This window comes from Amorphus coralli DSM 19760 (genome assembly GCF_000374525.1).
Taxonomy (GTDB): Bacteria; Pseudomonadota; Alphaproteobacteria; order Rhizobiales; family Amorphaceae; genus Amorphus; species Amorphus coralli.
Genome location: NZ_KB894576.1, coordinates 68,294 through 82,844, shown reverse-complemented (window position 1 = coordinate 82,844; position 14,551 = coordinate 68,294). Strand labels below are relative to the sequence as shown.

15 protein-coding genes and 1 tRNA gene are annotated in these 14,551 nt (G+C 68.2%); 10 read left to right on the top strand and 6 right to left on the bottom strand.

Going from position 1 to position 14,551, the window contains the following annotated elements:
• Positions 1-70: 70 nt before the first annotated feature.
• Positions 71-146: transfer RNA gene (locus C507_RS0117230), tRNA-Ala, on the top strand.
• Between the two features lie 339 nt (positions 147-485).
• Here the strand turns inward: C507_RS0117230 and C507_RS0117225 are convergent.
• From C507_RS0117225 to C507_RS0117210, 4 genes are all read right to left on the bottom strand, one after another.
• Positions 486-1,358 carry an amidohydrolase family protein gene (locus C507_RS0117225; protein WP_018700967.1) on the bottom strand — a complete coding sequence of 291 codons (873 nt, stop codon included), beginning with the start codon at positions 1,356-1,358 and terminating at the stop codon, positions 486-488.
• A 2-nt stretch (positions 1,359-1,360) separates the two neighbouring features.
• Positions 1,361-2,497, bottom strand: coding sequence for a mandelate racemase/muconate lactonizing enzyme family protein (locus C507_RS0117220; RefSeq protein WP_018700966.1), 1,137 nt, complete (start codon positions 2,495-2,497; stop codon positions 1,361-1,363).
• Positions 2,494-3,399, bottom strand: a complete 906-nt coding sequence (gene kdgD / locus C507_RS0117215; RefSeq protein ID WP_018700965.1) for a 5-dehydro-4-deoxyglucarate dehydratase — start codon at positions 3,397-3,399, stop codon at positions 2,494-2,496. The genes C507_RS0117220 and kdgD overlap by 4 nt, the downstream gene beginning before the upstream one ends.
• A 79-nt stretch (positions 3,400-3,478) precedes the next feature.
• The gene (locus tag C507_RS0117210) at positions 3,479-4,249 is read right to left on the bottom strand and encodes a FadR/GntR family transcriptional regulator (protein WP_018700964.1); all 771 of its coding nucleotides are present in this window, start codon (positions 4,247-4,249) and stop codon (positions 3,479-3,481) included.
• 161 nt (positions 4,250-4,410) lie between these two features.
• On the opposite strand from C507_RS0117210, the gene C507_RS0117205 reads away from it, so the two are divergent.
• The 6 genes from C507_RS0117205 to C507_RS0117180 all read left to right on the top strand — a co-directional run bounded on the left by C507_RS0117205 (position 4,411) and on the right by C507_RS0117180 (position 10,024).
• A complete protein-coding gene (locus C507_RS0117205; RefSeq protein WP_018700963.1) occupies positions 4,411-5,403 on the top strand; it encodes a TRAP transporter substrate-binding protein in 993 nt (330 codons plus the stop codon).
• A gap of 65 nt (positions 5,404-5,468) precedes the next feature.
• Positions 5,469-6,005, top strand: coding sequence for a TRAP transporter small permease (locus C507_RS0117200; protein WP_245559709.1), 537 nt, complete (start codon positions 5,469-5,471; stop codon positions 6,003-6,005).
• 4 nt (positions 6,006-6,009) lie between these two features.
• Positions 6,010-7,290 (top strand): TRAP transporter large permease, encoded by a 1,281-nt coding sequence (locus C507_RS0117195; protein WP_018700961.1) that lies wholly within the window; start codon positions 6,010-6,012, stop codon positions 7,288-7,290.
• A gap of 13 nt (positions 7,291-7,303) precedes the next feature.
• The gene (locus tag C507_RS0117190) at positions 7,304-8,107 is read left to right on the top strand and encodes an NAD-dependent epimerase/dehydratase family protein (RefSeq protein WP_018700960.1); all 804 of its coding nucleotides are present in this window, start codon (positions 7,304-7,306) and stop codon (positions 8,105-8,107) included.
• A 91-nt stretch (positions 8,108-8,198) separates the two neighbouring features.
• Positions 8,199-9,635 (top strand): aldehyde dehydrogenase family protein, encoded by a 1,437-nt coding sequence (locus tag C507_RS0117185; protein ID WP_018700959.1) that lies wholly within the window; start codon positions 8,199-8,201, stop codon positions 9,633-9,635.
• A 59-nt stretch (positions 9,636-9,694) separates the two neighbouring features.
• Positions 9,695-10,024: a TraR/DksA family transcriptional regulator gene (locus C507_RS0117180; RefSeq protein ID WP_018700958.1), complete on the top strand. Its 330-nt coding sequence runs from the start codon at positions 9,695-9,697 to the stop codon at positions 10,022-10,024.
• 84 nt (positions 10,025-10,108) lie between these two features.
• Here the strand turns inward: C507_RS0117180 and C507_RS0117175 are convergent, their stop codons facing one another.
• Positions 10,109-10,891 carry a 3-hydroxybutyrate dehydrogenase gene (locus tag C507_RS0117175; protein ID WP_018700957.1) on the bottom strand — a complete coding sequence of 261 codons (783 nt, stop codon included), beginning with the start codon at positions 10,889-10,891 and terminating at the stop codon, positions 10,109-10,111.
• Between the two features lie 276 nt (positions 10,892-11,167).
• On the opposite strand from C507_RS0117175, the gene C507_RS0117170 reads away from it, so the two are divergent.
• The 3 genes from C507_RS0117170 (at position 11,168) to ispG (ending at position 13,985) form a co-directional block, all read left to right on the top strand.
• Positions 11,168-11,653: a Fur family transcriptional regulator gene (locus C507_RS0117170; protein ID WP_018700956.1), complete on the top strand. Its 486-nt coding sequence runs from the start codon at positions 11,168-11,170 to the stop codon at positions 11,651-11,653.
• Positions 11,650-12,609 (top strand): DMT family transporter, encoded by a 960-nt coding sequence (locus C507_RS0117165; protein ID WP_018700955.1) that lies wholly within the window; start codon positions 11,650-11,652, stop codon positions 12,607-12,609. Before C507_RS0117170 ends, C507_RS0117165 begins: the two co-directional genes overlap by 4 nt.
• A gap of 113 nt (positions 12,610-12,722) precedes the next feature.
• Complete coding sequence (gene ispG / locus C507_RS0117160; RefSeq protein ID WP_026319195.1) at positions 12,723-13,985, top strand: flavodoxin-dependent (E)-4-hydroxy-3-methylbut-2-enyl-diphosphate synthase; 1,263 nt, start codon at positions 12,723-12,725, stop codon at positions 13,983-13,985.
• A 66-nt stretch (positions 13,986-14,051) separates the two neighbouring features.
• Here ispG and C507_RS0117155 read toward each other — a convergent pair whose 3' ends face one another.
• On the bottom strand, positions 14,052-14,435 hold the full coding sequence (locus C507_RS0117155; RefSeq protein WP_018700953.1) for a winged helix-turn-helix transcriptional regulator: 384 nt from the start codon (positions 14,433-14,435) through the stop codon (positions 14,052-14,054).
• Positions 14,436-14,551: the final 116 nt, after the last annotated feature.

The following is a 14,551-nucleotide window of genomic DNA, read 5'->3' as shown; positions in this document are numbered from 1 at the left end:
TTGATTCCGCCGCAAAGGGCACATAAGTTCCGCAGCGCTCGTCGGGGACGCCCAAACCCCGGCAACGGATGGGGCCATAGCTCAGTTGGGAGAGCGCTTGAATGGCATTCAAGAGGTCGGCGGTTCGATTCCGCCTGGCTCCACCAAATTTCCCCGGAAGTCGAGTTTCACTCATTCACGCCGAGCGCGCTACGCGCGTCGGCTCCGCGCAAGCGTCCTGATGAGTCCTGGGCCGCAATCGCGGAGCGACACCCGCAGGGGCACTTTGCCTGCGACTGCGTGTGCGTCACGCAGACGCGCTCAGAGAAGCCTGAAGGCTCCGGTGTTCCGCTCACGCTGATGCTGATCACTCACGCAGGGCGCGCGACGCGCCACGGCTCCGCGAGGGCGGGCGAAAGCCCGGACGGCGGTCGCGGCCTGGTGCCGGCCCGCGGTTCCGCGACGCCCCGCCCCGTTCTCTCGGCTTTGATCGGCGCCGATGATCCTCAGAAGCCGTAGAGCTCGGCCGGGTTGTCGACGAGCACGCGGTGTCGGGTCGCGTCGTCGGGCAGCCACTCCAGCAGGGCATCGAGAAGCATCGCCTCGTCGGGATAGTCCTCGGCGTCCGGCTTCACGCTCACATGCGGCCAGTTGGAGCCCCAGACGACCCGTTCCGGCGCATGGGCGATGACCCGGGCCGCGATGGCGGCCACGTCGTCATAAAGCGGCGGGCCCGAGCGACTGGTCTCGTAGGGGGCGCACAGCTTGTACCAGGCGTTGCCGCGGTCGAGGAGGCGCAGGACCGTGTCGACCCGCGCATCGTCGGCCGGCACCGGCTCCAGGAACTTGGCGAAATGGTCGATGACGTAGGGCGCCTGGATGGCTTCCAGGGCGGCCAGGTGATCCTCGATCTCGCAGCCGTCGAACTGGACGATCAGGCTCCATCCCATCTCACGGGCGAGCGCCTCCACCGGCGCCATCGCCGCAATCGGGGTGGCGCCGCCGGGCAGGTTCATGATTCGCGCACCGCGCACGCCGCGGTCACTGAGCGGGGCGAGATCGTCGGCGGTCATGTCCGGCGACACGGCGATGATGCCGCGAGCCGTGTCCGGTCCGAAGCTGTCGAGCGCGGCCAGCACCGCACCGTTGTCGAACTGGTAGGCATTGGGCTGGGTGACGATCACCCGCTCCAGGCCGAGCCGGCGCTGGACCACCCGGTAGTCCTCGACGGTGGCGAGCTGGGCGATGGGCGGCCCGCCCGGCTGGCTGTCGAAGCCTTCGGCGAAGATGTGCATGTGGCAATCGGTGGCCCCAGCGGGCGCCACGAGCTTCGGCGCCGGCCCCGTGAGGGGTCGGGTGTTGGCGGGGATGTCGCCCATGATCAATCGTCCTTCAGCGCGTAGGTCTCGAGTGCTGCCCGGTCGATCTCGATGCCGAGGCCGGGGCCGTCCGGGATCGCGACGACGCCGTCGGTGTGATCGATCGGCGTGGCGAGCACCGCCTGGCGAAACGGGTTAGGGGTCCGGTCGAACTCCAGGATCGGCTCGATGGGCGACCGGCGCGGCGGGTTCGGCGCCAGAGCCGCGATGAACTGCAGGCTCGCGGCGATGGCAACGCCGGTGCCCCACACGTGCGGCGCGAGGCGAACGCCGTGCAGGGCGGCCAGATCGGCGACCCGGCGGATCTCGGTGAAGCCGCCGGTGCCGCAGATGTCCGGCTGCGCGATGTCCACGGCCCGGGTCCTGAGCGGCTCCTCGAAGCCGTAGCGACCGTGCCAGGTCTCGCCGCCGGCGACCGGGATCGGCTGGCCGTCGCGCACCGCGTGGTAGGCGGAGAGCTGTTCCGGAAGCACCGGCTCCTCGAACCAGTCGATGCCGTAGTCCCAGGCGCGACAGCCGACCTCGATGGCTTCCAGGACGTCGTATCCGTGGTTGCCGTCGATCATCAGCCGGACGTCCGGGCCAATGGCGTCGCGCACGGCGGCGATGACGCGCAGATCCTCCTCCACGTCGAAGCCGATCTTGATCTTCACCGCGTGGAAGCCCTCGGCGCGATAGCCCGCCACCTCCGCGGAGATGTCGGCGACGGGCTCGACGCCGTCCTTGCGGAAGGAGCCGGTGGCGTAGGCGCGGACGGTCTCGCGAAAGCGGCCGCCGAGCAGCGTCGAGACCGGCACGCCGAAGTGCTTGCCCTTGATGTCCCAGAGCGCGATGTCGATGCCGGAGAGCGCGGTGACCGTCAGGCCGCGCTGCCCCTGGTCGCGCAGGGCGTTAGTGAGCTCGAGCCAGATCTTCTCGGTTTCCAGTGGGTCGCGGCCGACCAGTCGGGCGGCATAGGCGGCCACCACGCCGGCGTTCGGCCCGGCCGGTCCGAGGCATTCGCCCCAGCCGACGGTGCCATCCTCGCAGACGATCTCCACCAGGCAGTGCTGCCGCCGGTCGAAGCGCATGGACGCGCTTTCGAAGGCGTGGTCGAGACGGTGGTCCAGGAGGTGGGTGCGGACGGCTTCGATCCTCATCGGCGGGTGGCGTTGATCAGGCCGGCGAGCATGTCTTCCTCCTCGGCGGTCAGGTCCGACAGCGGCGGACGGACGGGGCCGACATCATAGCCGACCAGGCGCACGCCCGCCTTGATGGCCGCGACGGCGTAGCCCTTCTCCCGGTTCCGGATGTCCATGAAGGGATAGAAGAAGTCGCAGAGGATCTGCTCGGTGCGGATGCGATCGCCGGCGCGCAGGGCGGTGTGGAAATCCTGCGCCAGCTGCGGCACGAAGTTGAAGACGGCGGAGGAGTAGGTGGTGAAGCCGGCGCCGAGATAGGCCTCGGCGAACAGCTCCGCAGTCGGCATGCCGCCCATGTAGGTCAGCCGGTCGCCGAGCATCGCGGTGATCTGGCGCACCAGGCCGATATCGCCCGAGCCGTCCTTGAACCCGATCAGGTTCGGGCACGCGTCGCACAGGCGGGCCAGCGTCGCGGCGGTGAGGATCGAGTTGTCGCGGTTGTAGACGATCACGCCCATGGAGACGGCGTCGCAGACCGCCTTGACGTGCTGGAAGAGGCCTTCCTGGGAGCCGTCGATCAGGTAGTGCGGCAGAAGCAGCACGCCGTCGGCGCCAGCCTCCTCGCTGGCCTGGGCAAGCGGTACGGCGATGCGGGTGCCGTAGCCGCAGCCGGCGATGATCGGGGTGTCGCCGGCGGCCGCCTTGGCGGCGCGGACGATGCGCGGCACCTCCTCCGGCGCCAGCGAAAAGAACTCCCCGGTGCCGCCGGCGGCGAACAGCGCGCTTGCACCGAAGCCGGACAGCCAGCCGACATGGTCCCGGTAGGGTTCCTCGTTGAATTCCCCGTCGGCGCCGAACGGCGTGACCGGGAACGACAGAAGCCCATTGCCCAGCGCGGCCTTCAGCGTGGTCGGTTCCATATCGTCCGTGATCCCTGTTGGTCTTTGAAACTGTGCGGGATCATATTACTCATCATATCTCTGTCAATAAGAGATATGATCATTTGGCGGCGGTGAGCTCGCTTCCCCGGATGAGGGAGCGATAGCGCTCCTGGCTGCCGTTCAGGTGAACCCGCATGGCGAGGCGGGCACCCTCGTCGTCGCGTGCGGAAATGGCCTCGACGATGCGCCGGTGTTCCGTCTGGATCTGGTCGAGATAGGTGGCCGGGGTGGCCTCGCCCTGACCGGACTGCAGCGAGGAGCGCGGGATGACGGTGCGGCCCATCATGGTGAGCACTTCGCGGAAGCGCGGGTTGTTGGTGGCATCGGCGATGGCCAGGTGGAAAGCGAGGTCGGCATCGGTGGTCGGTTCGCCTGCGGCGATGAGCCGTCCAAGGTCCTCGAAACACTCGTAGATGGCTTCTTCCTGGGCCGGCGAGCGCCGCGCGGCGGCCAGCGCCGCGGCCTCCGCCTCCACCGCGGCGCGCAACTCGAGCATCTCGATAATCGAGGAAATCCGGGCAGTTTCGACATGAAAAGCGGCGGTCGGCGGTTGCGTGTCGAGGACGAACACGCCAACGCCATGGCGCGGCTCGACCAGTCCGTCGGCGCGCAGCGCGGCGATCGCCTCGCGGATCACGGTGCGGCTGACCGCGTGCTCGCGGGTGAGCGCCTGCTCGCTCGGCAGCTTGTCGCCCGGCTTCAGCCGGCCCTCGCGAATGGCCGCGCGCAGCCGGTCCGAAACGGTGGCCACGAGGTTGCGGCGGGCCGGCTTGCGGACGCTGCGGCCGGTGTCATCGGAGGCGCGCTCCGGCATGGTTTCGTCCGTCATGACGCCCTCCGGACGGCGGGTTTTCCACGACACGTCTTGATTGTCACCGCCTGTCGGGCTCCCCTTGCAATGATGCTATTGACGGGCCGTGCTCTAATTGTATGATGACTTGCCTCATGTGATATGACAAGATCAAGCTCGACCTTGAGGGAGGGATGACAATGACATCGTTGAACTCGCTTCTGCGCCCGGTGGCGATTGCCGCCGCCGCATTTTCCTTCGTAACCATCGCCACCGCCCAAGCGGACGACTGGCGCGGCTGGAACATCCATCCGCCAACCTATCCGAACGGCGTCGCGCTCGACCAGTTCGCCAAGGAAGTGACCGAGAAGACCGACGGGCGTGTCAACGTCACGGTCTACCACAACGGCGTGCTGGGTTCGCAGCCCGACGCGATCGAGCAGACCCGCAACGGCGCGCTCGACTTCGCCAACTTCAACATGGGGCCGATGGGCCCCATCGTGCCGGCGACGAACGTGCTGTCGCTGCCGTTCATCTTCTCCAGCGTCGACCAGATGCATAAGGTGATGGACGGCCCGATCGGACAGCAGTTCTCCGACGCGCTGTCGGAGAAGGGCCTGGTGGCCCTGGCGTGGTTCGATTCCGGCGCGCGCAGCATGTACAACACGCAGCGGCCGATCGAGAAGCCGGAAGACGTGAAGGGCCTCAAGGTCCGCGTCATGAACAACGACCTCTATGTCGACATGATCGACGCCATGGGCGGCAACGCCACCCCGATGGCCTACGGCGAGGTCTACCAGTCGCTGAAGACCGGGGTGGTCGACGGAGCGGAAAACAACTACCCGTCCTTCGATTCCTCCAACCATTTCGAGGTGGCGCCCTACTACTCCACCACCGAGCACCTGATCATTCCGGAGTGCCTGTGCGTCTCCAAGGCCAGCTGGGACGCGCTGTCGCCGGAAGACCAGGAAGCGGTGCGCCAGGCGGCGATCGACGCGGCCAAGCTGCAGCGCCAGCTGTGGGAGGAGCGCTCCAAGAAGTCGCGTGAGGACGTGGTCAAGGCCGGCGTGAAGATCAACGAGATCGCCGACAAGGCTCCGTTCCAGGACGCGATGAAGCCGGTCTACGCCAAGTTCATCGAGGCCAACCCGGACCTGAAGCCGCTGATCGACCAGATCCAGTCGACGAAGTAAGTCCGACCCGCAAGACTGCCCCGGATGCCCCGCGGTATCCGGGGCCCTTTGCGAGAGAGCCTCCGGTGACATCAACCCCGACCGACCCCGTGGACGGCCCGGCGCCCGAGCGCCGCCTTCCCGTCCTCAACGCCATCCTCGACGCCATCGCCAGCGCCTGCATGCTGGTGGCCGGGGTGATGCTGGCCACGCTGATCGTGATCTTCGGCTGGCTCGTCTTCGGACGCTACGTGCTCAACGACACGCCGACCTGGGTCGAGCAGGCCTCGATCCTGCTGATCGCCTGGATCACCTTCCTCGGCGCGGCGGTCGGCGTGCGGCGCAACACCCATCTCAACATCGACTTCGTGCGCGAGGCGATGCCGCGGATCATCCGCATGCCCCTGCGCGTCATCGCCGATCTCTACGTGATCGTGTTCGGTGCCTTCATGGCCTGGCAGGGATGGCGGCTGGTGGCGACCAACCTCGATCGCAAGATCCCGATGATCAACATCTCCGAAAGCTGGCGCGCCATGCCGCTGATGATCTGCGGCGCGCTGATGATCGTCTTCGCGGTGGCCCTGATGCTCGGCCTGTCGCGCCGCTTCTCGGACGAGGCCTGATTTCATGGGCCTCATCATCCTGTTCGGCGTCTTCTTCTTCGGGCTCATCGCCGGAGCCCCCGTCGCCTTCGCCGTCGGCGCCGCCTCCGTGGCCGCGTTCCTCTACGAGGGCTTCCCGCTGTTCGTCGCCTTCCAGCGCATCCTGTCGGGCGTGTCCGTCTTCTCGCTGCTGGCGATCCCGTTCTTCATCTTCGCCGGCGAACTGATGCTCCACGGCGGCATCGCCACCCGGCTGGTGCGGCTTGCCGCGGCGGCGGTGGGCAGCGTTCGCGGCGGCCTCGGCGTGGTCAACGTCGCCTCATCGATGCTGTTCGGCGGCATCTCCGGCTCGGCGGTGGCCGACACCTCCGCGCTCGGCTCCATCCTGATGCCGGTGATGAAGGAGAAGGGCTACGACGCCGACTACGCCGTGAACGTCACGGTGACCTCGTCGGTGGCCGGCGTGGTCATCCCTCCCAGCCACAACATGATCCTCTACGTGGTGGCGGCCGGCGGCGGCGTGTCGGTGTCCAAGCTGTTCATCGCCGGCATCCTGCCCGGCATCATCATGTGCGTCTGTCTCGCCATCGCCGCCTACCTGGTGGCGGTGAAGCGCGGCTATCCCAAGGAAGCGTTCCCGGGCTTCAAGGCGCTGGCCTACAGCATGGCCGCGGCGGTGCCCGGCCTCCTGACTGCCGTCATCATCGTCGGCGGCGTGCTCTCCGGCATCCTGACAGTCACGGAATCCGGCGCGTTCGGGGCGATCTACGCCATCATCGTCACGGCACTGGTCTACCGGGAACTCACCTGGGAGGCGTTCCGCACCTCGGTTCTGCGCTCTGTCAGGACCACCGCGCTGGTGATGATCCTGGTCGGCTGCGCCTCGGCCTTTTCCTACCTGCTCGCCATCTACCGGGTGCCGGAACAGCTGACCTTCCTGCTCACCGCCATCTCCGACAACCCGATCATCATCCTCCTGATCCTCAACCTGGTGCTGCTGGGGTTGGGGATGATCATGGACATGGCCGCGCTGATCCTGATCTGCACGCCGATCTTCCTGCCCGTGGCCGCCAGCCTGGGCATGGACCCGATCCAGTTCGGCATCCTCCTGATGATGAATTTGGGGCTCGGCCTGTGCACGCCGCCTGTGGGCGCCTGCCTGTTCGTCGGCTGCGTCATCGGCGGGGTGAAGATCGAGCAGGCCGTGAAGACGATCTGGCCCTTTTATCTGGCGATCCTCGTGGCGCTGATGCTGGTCACCTACGTGCCGGCGATCTCGCTCACCCTTCCCGCGATGCTTGACTGAGGAACCCCTGACCGTGCTCGAGAAGCTCCTTCTGACCGGCGCCGCCGGCGGCCTTGCCACGCTGCTGCGCCCGCACCTTTCCGGTATCGCCCGCCAGGTGGTCCTGTCGGACATCGTGGACATCACCGACCTGGCGCCGCACGAGCGCTTCGTCGCCTGCGATGTCTCCGACTACGACGCGGTCACCGGCCTCTTCGACGGGGTGGACGGGGTCATCCACCTGGGCGGTGTCTCCATCGAGAAGCCGTGGGAGATTATCCTCAAGGCCAACATCGAGGGCGCCTACAACATCTTCGAGGCAGCCCGCCACAACGGCCAGCCGCGCATCATCTTCGCCAGCTCCAACCACGCCATCGGCTACTATCGCCGCGAGGAGCGGCTCGACAGCCGCTCGGTGCCGAAGCCGGACACGCTCTACGGCCTGTCGAAGGCGTTCGGCGAGAACCTGGCCAGCCTCTACTATGACAAGTTCGGCCAGGAGTGCCTGGCGGTGCGCATCGGCTCCTGCTTCGACAAGCCGAAGAATCCGCGCATGCTGGCCACCTGGATGGCGGTTGAGGACTTCGCCGACCTGGTGGCGCGGACCTTCGCGGCGCCGCGGCTGGCATACACCATCGTCTACGGAGCCTCGGCCAACGACGAGAGCTGGTGGGACAACCGGGATGCCGCCTTCCTCGGCTGGACCCCGAAGCACACTTCCGCCAAGTGGCGGGCCGAGGTGATGGACGAGGCCGCACCCGAGGCGCCGACCGATCCCGCCGTCATCTACCAGGGCGGCGCGTTCGTCGCCCTCGGCCACCCCGACGACGAGGCCTGAGCGCGGCCCTCCCGCCGGGTCCATCCCCGCCGGCCGGCAGCGGCGGCACCGTCGCGGCCGGCCCGCGCACGCATCGACGAGGAGACACGACATGGCACTGCACGAAAACCTGATCGGCGGCGCCTGGGTCGGCGGCGACCCGGTTGCCAACATCAATCCGTCGAACACCGACGAGGTGGTGGGCGAGTACGCCCGGGGCACCGAGAAGGATGCCCGCGACGCGGTTGCCGCGGCCAAGGCGGCGTTCCCGGCCTGGTCGCGGTCCGGGCTGATGGAGCGCCACGCGATCCTCTCCAAGGCGGCCGACGAGATCATGGCCCGCAAGGAAGAGCTCGGCCGGCTGCTCGCCCGCGAAGAGGGCAAGACGCTGCCGGAAGGCATCGCCGAGGCGGGCCGGGCCGGCCAGATCTTCGAGTTCTTTGCCGGCGAAGCGTTGCGCCTGACGGGTGAGACGGTGGCGTCGGTGCGTCCCGGCGTCGGCGTGGAGATGACCCGCGAGCCGGTGGGCGTGGTGGGGCTGATCACGCCGTGGAACTTTCCGATCGCCATTCCGGCCTGGAAGATCGCTCCGGCGCTCTGCCACGGCAACACGGTGGTGCTGAAACCGGCCGAGCTGACGCCGGGCTGCGCATGGGCGCTGGTCGACATCCTGAAGCGGGCCGGGCTGCCGGACGGGGTCCTGAACCTGGTCATGGGCAAGGGCTCCGTCGTCGGCCAGGCGATGCTCGACGATCCGGACGTGAACGCGATCTCGTTCACCGGCTCGGTGGCGACGGGCAAGCGCGTCGCGGCGGCCTGCGTGGAGCACATGCGCAAGGTGCAGCTGGAGATGGGTGGCAAGAACCCGATGGTGGTTCTCGATGATGCCGACCTCGACATCGCGGTGGAGACCTCGGTCAACGGCGCCTTCTTCTCCACCGGCCAGCGCTGCACCGCCTCGTCGCGGCTAATCGTGACGCAAGGCATCCACGACCGGTTCGTGGACGCCGTGGTGGCGCGCCTCAAGGCGCTGTCGGTGGACAATGCGCTGAAGGAAGGCACCCATATCGGACCGGTCGTGGACCAGTCGCAGCTGGAGCAGGACGAACGCTACATCGCCATCGGCCGCGACGAGGACGGGGCGAACCTGGCCTTCGGCGGCGAGCGGCTGAACCGGGAGACGCCGGGCTTCTACCTGCAGCCGGCGCTTCTGACGGAGGCGACCAACGCCATGCGCACCTCGCGCGAGGAGATCTTCGGCCCCGTCGCGAGCGTCATCCGGGTGAAGGACTACGAGGAGGCGCTGGCGACAGCCAACGACACGCCGTTCGGCCTGTCGGCGGGCATCTGCACCACGAGCCTGAAGCACGCCACCCATTTCAAGCGCAATTCGGAAGCCGGAATGGTCATGGTCAACCTGCCGACGGCGGGCGTCGACTTTCACGTGCCGTTCGGCGGACGCAAGGGCTCCAGCTACGGCCCGCGCGAGCAGGGCCGCTATGCCCAGGAGTTCTACACAACGGTGAAGACGGCCTACACGCTGGCCTGACGCGGCCGCCAGGTCGAGGGGCCTCGCATCCGGCGCGGGAGCATGGGACACTGCGGCCCATGCTCGACGAGAAAAGCGTGAGGGTCGCGCTCGAGGCGGAGCGCGGCCGGATCAGGGCCGAGATCGAGGACAGCGCGGAAAGCCGCGCGACGGTGGAACTCGACCAGACCTCGGTCGGCCGGCTGTCGCGCATGGACGCGCTGCAGGGCCAGGCGATGGCCCGGGCGGCGGACGAGCGCCGAAGGTTGCGCCTGTCGCGCATCGCCGCGACGCTGACGCGGCTCGACGACGGCGAATTCGGCGCCTGCGTCAGCTGCGGCGAAGACATCGCCGAGGCGCGCCTGATGCTCGACCTGACAACCCCGACCTGCATCCGCTGCGCGCGGTAGCGCTGGCCGGACCGCCGGGATCCGGAGCCGCTCCGCGCCTGGCGGGACGGCTCCGGCCGTTTCGATGCCCGGACGGGCGGAGGCCTACTCGGCCGTCCAGCCGCCGTCGATGGGCAGCACCGCGCCGGTGATGGAGGCGGCCGCGTCGGAGCACAGGAACACGGCGTAGGCCGCCACCTGCTCGACCGTCACGAACTCCTTGGTCGGCTGGGCGGCAAGCAGCACGTCCTGCTTGACCTGCTCCTCGGTGATGCCGCGTGCCTTGGCGGTGTCCGGGATCTGCTTCTCGACCAGCGGCGTCCAGACGTAGCCCGGGCAGATGGCGTTGGCGGTGACGCCGAACTTGGCCGTCTCCAGCGCCACCACCTTGGTCAGCCCGGCGATGCCGTGCTTTGCGGCCACGTAGGCCGCCTTGTCGGGGGAGGCGACGAGGGCGTGGGCGGATGCGGTGTTGATGATCCGGCCCCACTTGCGGGCCTTCATGCCCGGCACGGCGGCCTTGATGGTGTGGAAGGCGGAGGACAGGTTGATCGCGATGATCGCGTCCCACTTGGCGTCCGGGAAGTCCTCGATCGGCGAGACATACTGGATGCCGGCATTGTTCACGAGGATGTCGACGGCGCCGAATTCGTCCTCGGCCATTTTCACCATGCCGGTAATTTCGTCCGGCTTGGTCATGTCGGCGGCGGAGTAGAGGCACTTGACCTTGAACTCGGTCTCGATCGCGGAGCGCTCCTTCTCGATCGCGTCCGCGTCGCCAAAGCCGTTGATGACGATGTTCGCGCCCTTTTCGGCCATTGCGCGTGCGTAGCCGAGACCGATGCCGGAGGTCGATCCGGTGATCACTGCCGTCTTTCCGTTGAGCATGCCGCTCTCCTTCACTCTGTCATCCGGTCCGGGCCAGGCCCTGAACCGCGCTATCAGCGTCCCAAGTCCCTACTCTTTGCAAGGCTCGTGCTCAATCAACCGAATGAGTGACGCAGTTTTGCGACAGACAGGGCCGTTTTGCGACAGACAGGGCCGTCCCGGCGGCGATGCTCGCAATTGTGGGTCGGCCGCGATAGAAGGGGCGGAAGGCGCGCCGCAGACCGGAGCCGCGATCGGGCTCCGCCGTCCACCGACGCCAGAGGATCGAGACAGGCGATGACCGGCATCTTTCCGGACCCGAGCCACGACCACCGCCGTTGCGCCAGCGCCTCGATGGCGGCCGCCGAGGCGCACTGCCGCGACCGCGGCGTGCGGCTGTCCACGATGCGCCGCGCGGTGCTGGAACAGCTGGCGGAAAGCCACGAGCCGCTGGGCGCCTACGAGATCCTCGACCGGCTGGCGGTCGACGGCAGCCGTCCCGCGCCGATTTCCGTCTACCGGGCACTCACCTTCCTCACCGCCGAGGGGCTCGCCCACCGCATCGAGAGCCTCAACGCCTATGTCGCCTGCGCGGAGACCCACACCGACGCGCAGCCGCTGGTGTTCCTGATCTGCGAGAGCTGCCGGCAGGTCGGCGAGGCGAAGGCCTCCGACCTGGGCATCAAGGTGGACGCGGTGGCGCGCGCTGCCGGCTTCAAGCCGAACCGCGCGGCGCTGGAAATCTTCGGCCACTGCGAGCATTGCCGGACCGACTCGGAATGAGGTCCGCCCCTGCGGCGCCGCTGGCAGCGTCGCCGGCTGTCGCGCCGGCCCCCGACCTGAAGATCATCCTGCTTCTCGTGGTCATGTGTGCCAGCTGGGGCCTGCAGCAGGTCGCCATCAAGATCGCGCTCGTCGACATCCCGCCGCTGACCCAGCTGGCGGTGCGCTGCGCCGGCGGCATGGTGCTAGTCTATGCGTGGGCCCGGGTCCGCGGCACGCCGATCTTCCGGCGCGACCGCTCGCTCTTGCCGGGCATCCTGTCGGGCAGCTTCTTCGGCATCGAGTTCGTGCTGCTCTACCTGGCGCTGGAGCACACCGAGGCGAGCCGCGTCACCCTGTTCCTCTACACCGCGCCGTTCTTCGTGGCGCTGGGGGCCATCGCGCTGCTGCCGGGTGAACGGCTGAAGGCGCTGCAATGGGTGGGCATCGGCTTCTCCTTCGCCGGCGTCGCCGTGGCGCTGGGCGCGCCGCCGCCCTCGGCGAGCTGGTCCAGCATCGTCGCGGATGCGGTCTGCGTGCTGGCCGGCGCGCTCTGGGCCGGGCAGACGCTGACGGTGCGCAAGTCGGTGCTGCGCACGGTGCCGTTCGAGAAGGTGCTGCTCTACCAGCTCTTCATGTGCTTCCTTTATGCGGCCGTCTTCGCCGTGGTGCGCGGCGAGGAGCCGCACTGGCCGGTGTCGGGATCCGCCGCCTTCTGGCTTGCCTACCAGATCGTCTGGGTGGTGGCCGTCACCTACCTGGTCTGGTTCAGCCTCTTGTCGCGCTATGCCGCGGGTCCGCTGCAGGCGGCCACCGCCATGACGCCGGTGTTCGGCGTGGCGGCCGGCATCCTCGTCCTGGGCGAGCCGCTGACGCCGGGCTTCGCCGTTGCCGCACTGCTGGTCTTCATCGGGCTGGTGCTGGTCAACTACCGACGGCGCGCCCCGGTGGCGAAGGCGGCCCGGAGACCTACATAGGGCGGAGAACCCGCCGGTGGCTGTGCAGGCCGCCGCGTCATGCTATGGGTTCGCCGATCCGACCCGGCCCGAGCGCGACAGACCCAAGCGAGAGTTCGGCGATGAATGCCCCGATGAGCCCGATTTCCTCCGGACCCGGCACGCGCCGGCGCTCGGTGCCCGTCAACGTGGGCGGCGTTACCGTCGGCGGCGACGCGCCCATCGTCGTGCAGTCGATGACCAACACCGACACGGCGGACATCGAGTCCACCGTCGCCCAGGTGGCGGCGCTGGCCCGTGCCGGCTCGGAGATCGTCCGCATCACGGTGGACCGCGACGAGGCCGCCGCGGCCGTGCCCCATATCCGCGACCGGCTGCTCCTGAAGAACATCACCGTGCCGCTGGTGGGCGACTTCCACTATATCGGCCACAAGCTGCTCGCCGATCATCCCGCCTGCGCCGAAGCGCTGGCGAAATACCGCATCAATCCCGGCAACGTGGGCTTCAAGGCGAAGCGCGATAGCCAGTTCGGCGCGATCATCGAGATGGCGATGCGCCACGACAAGCCGGTGCGCATCGGCGTCAACTGGGGCTCGCTGGACCAGGAGCTGCTCACCCACCTGATGGACGAGAACGCGGCGTCCGATGCGCCGCTCTCGGCCGCCGCGATCACCCGCGAGGCGATGATCCGCTCGGCGCTGCTCTCCGCCGAGCGTGCCGAGGAGCTGGGGCTCGGCCGCGACAAGATCCTGATCTCCGCCAAGGTCAGCGACGTGCAGGAGCTGATCGCCGTCTACCGCGATCTCGCCCGGCGCTGCGACTACGGCCTGCACCTGGGCCTTACCGAGGCCGGCATGGGCTCCAAGGGCATCGTCGCCTCCTCCGCCGCGCTCGGCATCCTGCTGCAGGAGGGCATCGGCGACACCATCCGCATCTCGCTGACGCCGGAGCCGAACGGCGATCGCACCCAGGAGGTGAAGGTCGCGCAGGAGCTCCTGCAGACCATGGGCTTCCGGCAGTTCGTGCCGGTGGTGGCGGCGTGCCCGGGCTGCGGGCGGACCACCTCGACGGTGTTCCAGGAGCTGGCCAAGGACATCCAGGACCATCTGTCGTCCTCGATGCCGGTCTGGAAGGAGCGCTACCCGGGGGTGGAGACGCTGCACGTCGCCGTCATGGGCTGCATCGTCAACGGCCCCGGCGAATCCAAGCACGCTGACATCGGCATCTCGCTGCCGGGCACCGGCGAAACCCCGTCGGCGCCGGTGTTCGTGGACGGGCAGAAGGTCACCACGCTGCGCGGCCCCGGCATCGCCGACGAGTTCAAGCAGATGGTCGCCGACTATATCGAGCGCCGCTTCGGCGAGGGTCCGGCTTCGGCCAGCGACGCGGCGGAGTAGCGCGGGGCGAGGAAAAGCGGGAACCGGCTTTCCGCCCGCTTCCCGCTCATCACCTGAAGCGCGTCCCTACTCCGCCACTTCCCTCGCATCCTCCCCATCGAACGCCGCACGCGACGCTTCGATCTCGTCGGCATGGTCGACGGCCCACTGGGAGAGGTGGCTGATCGGTTCCAGCAGCGACTGGCCGAGCGGCGTCAGCGCGTATTCCACCTTCGGCGGCACGCTGGCGTGGACGGTGCGCACCACCAGCCCGTCGCGCTCCAGGGCGCGCAGGGTGAAGGTCAGCATGCGCTGGGAGATCACGCCGATCCGCCGCTTCAGCTCGTTGAAGCGGACGGGGCCGTCGGCGAGCAGCACCACGACGAGTACCGCCCACTTGTCGCCGATGCGCGCCAGCACCGGCGCGACCCGGTCGCAGCGGCCGGCCACATGGGTGTGCCTGACGGTCATGGATGTGCCTCCTTGCGATGCGGCGCCGGGTCTGGTGAATAGGGCGGTATCATTCTGATACCGGACCCGCTCCGGCAGCGGAATGCCTCCCAAGACCGATTTTCTCAGCCAGACAG